Origin of the sequence: Ketobacter sp. MCCC 1A13808 (genome assembly GCF_009746715.1) — a bacterium.
Taxonomy (GTDB): Bacteria; Pseudomonadota; Gammaproteobacteria; order Pseudomonadales; family Ketobacteraceae; genus Ketobacter.
The window spans coordinates 1-3599 of record NZ_VRKW01000042.1 but is presented as its reverse complement, the minus strand read 5'-3'; the positions used below and the strand labels follow the sequence as shown (position 1 = coordinate 3599).

Genomic DNA, 3599 nt, shown 5'->3' with positions numbered 1-3599 from the left:
CAAAAAGATCGGTAAAAGGGGCTATAGCTCAGCTGGGAGAGCGCCTGCCTTGCACGCAGGAGGTCAGCGGTTCGATCCCGCTTAGCTCCACCAATAACCGGGTTGAGTTGAGCGCAGGTTAAGAAAACGAGAAGCCAGAAGCAAATGGCGTTGAATTGGCAAGATTGATTCAATCGGGGTAAAGCGAAACGCCCTTTGCTTCTGGTTTTTTTGACCAGAGAGAAAAGCTTGTATGACGAATGCAGGCGAAGTTCTTTAAAAAGTTAATGAGGTAGACTGTAGAAATAGCGATATTTTTACATTGAGTCGTCAAGTGTAATGAAACTTGGTATGAACAAAGTAGCGATTAGCAACTCATCTTAGGATGAGGACGTTACGATATTAGTTGCGGTTATATGATTTTAGGTAAAGGAGACTTTATTTAGGGTTATATGGTCAAGTGACTAAGCGCATACGGTGGATGCCTTGGCAGTTAGAGGCGATGAAGGACGTTGTAGCTTGCGATAAGCTTCGGGGAGGTAGCAAACAACCTTTGATCCGGAGATTTCCGAATGGGGAAACCCATCCTGCTTGCAGGATATCGTGCACTGAATACATAGGTGTACGAGGCGAACGTGGGGAACTGAAACATCTAAGTACCCATAGGAATAGAAATCAACCGAGATTCCGTCAGTAGCGGCGAGCGAACGCGGATTAGCCCTTAAGTCTATACAGTGTTAGTGGAATGCTCTGGAAAGTGCAGCCATAGTGGGTGATAGCCCCGTACACGAAAGTACTGTATAGGTGAAAACGAGTAGGTCGGGACACGTGATATCCTGATTGAACATGGGGGGACCATCCTCCAAGGCTAAATACTCCTAACTGACCGATAGTGAACCAGTACCGTGAGGGAAAGGCGAAAAGAACCCCGGAGAGGGGAGTGAAATAGAACCTGAAACCGTATGCGTACAAGCAGTGGGAGCCCTTCGGGGTGACTGCGTACCTTTTGTATAATGGGTCAGCGACTTACATTCAGTAGCAAGGTTAACCGTTTAGGGGAGCCGTAGGGAAACCGAGTCTTAATAGGGCGTCTAGTTGCTGTGTGTAGACCCGAAACCCGGCGATCTACCCATGGGCAGGTTGAAGGTGTCGTAACAGACACTGGAGGACCGAACCGGGATCTGTTGAAAAAGATTCGGATGACTTGTGGGTCGGAGTGAAAGGCTAATCAAGCCGGGAGATAGCTGGTTCTCCTCGAAAGCTATTTAGGTAGCGCCTCGGACGAATACCTACGGGGGTAGAGCACTGTTTGGGCTAGGGGGTCATCCCGACTTACCAACCCCATGCAAACTCCGAATACCGTAGAGTAATATCCGGGAGACACACGGCGGGTGCTAACGTTCGTCGTGAAAAGGGAAACAACCCAGACCGCCAGCTAAGGTCCCCAAGTACTAGTTAAGTGGGAAACGATGTGGGAAGGCATAGACAGCTAGGAGGTTGGCTTAGAAGCAGCCACCCTTTAAAGAAAGCGTAATAGCTCACTAGTCGAGTCGGCCTGCGCGGAAGATGTAACGGGGCTAAACTAGTCACCGAAGCTGCGGGTGCATATTTATATGCGCGGTAGAGGAGCGTTCTGTAAGCCGTTGAAGGTGAATCGAAAGGTTTGCTGGAGGTATCAGAAGTGCGAATGCTGACATGAGTAACGATAAGGGGAGTGAAAAACTCCCCCGCCGAAAGACCAAGGGTTCCTGTCCAACGCTAATCGGGGCAGGGTGAGTCGACCCCTAAGGCGAGGCCGAGAGGCGTAGTCGATGGGAAACGGGTTAATATTCCCGTACTGAGCATAACTGCGATGGAGAGACGGAGAAGGCTACGTGTACCGGGCGTTGGTTGTCCCGGGGAAAGTATGTAGGCTGAGAACTTAGGCAAATCCGGGTTCTTAAGGCTGAGATACGAGACCACTGCCCTTTGTGGCGGGAAGTCACCGATGCCAAGCTTCCAGGAAATACCTTCTAAGCTTCAGGTTATGATCAATCGTACCCCAAACCGACACAGGTGGTCGGGTAGAGAATACCAAGGCGCTTGAGAGAACTCGGGTGAAGGAACTAGGCAAAATGGTGCCGTAACTTCGGGAGAAGGCACGCTGCTGATGGTGAAGGACTTGCTCCGTAAGCTATTGGCAGTCGCAGATACTAGGTCCCTGCAACTGTTTATTAAAAACACAGCACTCTGCAAACACGAAAGTGGACGTATAGGGTGTGACGCCTGCCCGGTGCCGGAAGGTTAATTGATGGGGTTATCTTCGGAGAAGCTCTTGATCGAAGCCCCGGTAAACGGCGGCCGTAACTATAACGGTCCTAAGGTAGCGAAATTCCTTGTCGGGTAAGTTCCGACCTGCACGAATGGCGTAATGATGGGGACGCTGTCTCCACCCGAGACTCAGTGAAATTGAAATCGCTGTGAAGATGCAGTGTACCCGCGGCTAGACGGAAAGACCCCGTGAACCTTTACTATAGCTTCACACTGGACTCTGACCTTACTTGTGTAGGATAGCTGGGAGACTTTGAAGCAGTGACGCTAGTCATTGTGGAGTCAACCTTGAAATACCAGCCTGGTAATGTTGGGGTTCTAACTTAGATCCATTATCTGGATTGAGGACAGTGTGTGGTGGGTAGTTTGACTGGGGCGGTCTCCTCCCAAAGAGTAACGGAGGAGTGCGAAGGTGCCCTCAGCGCGGTCGGACATCGCGCAATGAGTATAATGGCAAAAGGGCGCTTGACTGTGAGACCTACAAGTCGAGCAGGTGCGAAAGCAGGTCATAGTGATCCGGTGGTTCTGTATGGAAGGGCCATCGCTCAACGGATAAAAGGTACTCCGGGGATAACAGGCTGATACCGCCCAAGAGTTCATATCGACGGCGGTGTTTGGCACCTCGATGTCGGCTCATCACATCCTGGGGCTGAAGCCGGTCCCAAGGGTATGGCTGTTCGCCATTTAAAGTGGTACGCGAGCTGGGTTTAGAACGTCGTGAGACAGTTCGGTCCCTATCTGCCGTGGGCGTTGGAAATTTGAGGAGAGCTGTTCCTAGTACGAGAGGACCGGAATGGACGAACCTCTGGTGTTCGGGTTGTCACGCCAGTGGCATTGCCCGGTAGCTATGTTCGGACGGGATAACCGCTGAAAGCATCTAAGCGGGAAGCCCCCTTCAAGATTAGATTTCCCTGAGGACTTGATCCTCCTAAAGGACCCTCGAAGACTACGAGGTTGATAGGCTGGGTGTGGAAGCGTTGTGAGGCGTTAAGCTAACCAGTACTAATTGTCCGTGCGGCTTGACCATATAACCCTAAGTGAAGTTCTGAGCTTAGAGTGATAGGCAAGCAACGAAATAGCGTAGCCGCTGAAAGCGAAAAGCTCATACCAAGCTTTACGACTTGATCTATCTCATTAACGAATTTGATAAAACGATGCTTTATGCAATCGGGTTATCATACCCCTTTGCCTGACGACAATAGAGCTGTGGAACCACCTGATCCCTTGCCGAACTCAGAAGTGAAACGCAGCATCGCCGATGGTAGTGTGGCATTCGCCATGTGAGAGTAGGTCATCGTCAGGCTTCTAAT

1 tRNA gene and 2 rRNA genes are annotated in these 3599 nt (G+C 50.6%); all 3 read left to right on the top strand.

Annotation, left to right across the window (positions count from 1 at the left end):
- Window positions 1-17 precede the first annotated feature (17 nt).
- Window positions 18-93 (top strand) — tRNA-Ala (locus FT643_RS22765).
- A gap of 340 nt (window positions 94-433) precedes the next feature.
- Window positions 434-3316: ribosomal RNA gene (locus FT643_RS22760) — 23S ribosomal RNA — on the top strand.
- Between the two features lie 161 nt (window positions 3317-3477).
- Window positions 3478-3592: ribosomal RNA gene (gene rrf, locus FT643_RS22755) — 5S ribosomal RNA — on the top strand.
- Window positions 3593-3599 lie beyond the last annotated feature (7 nt).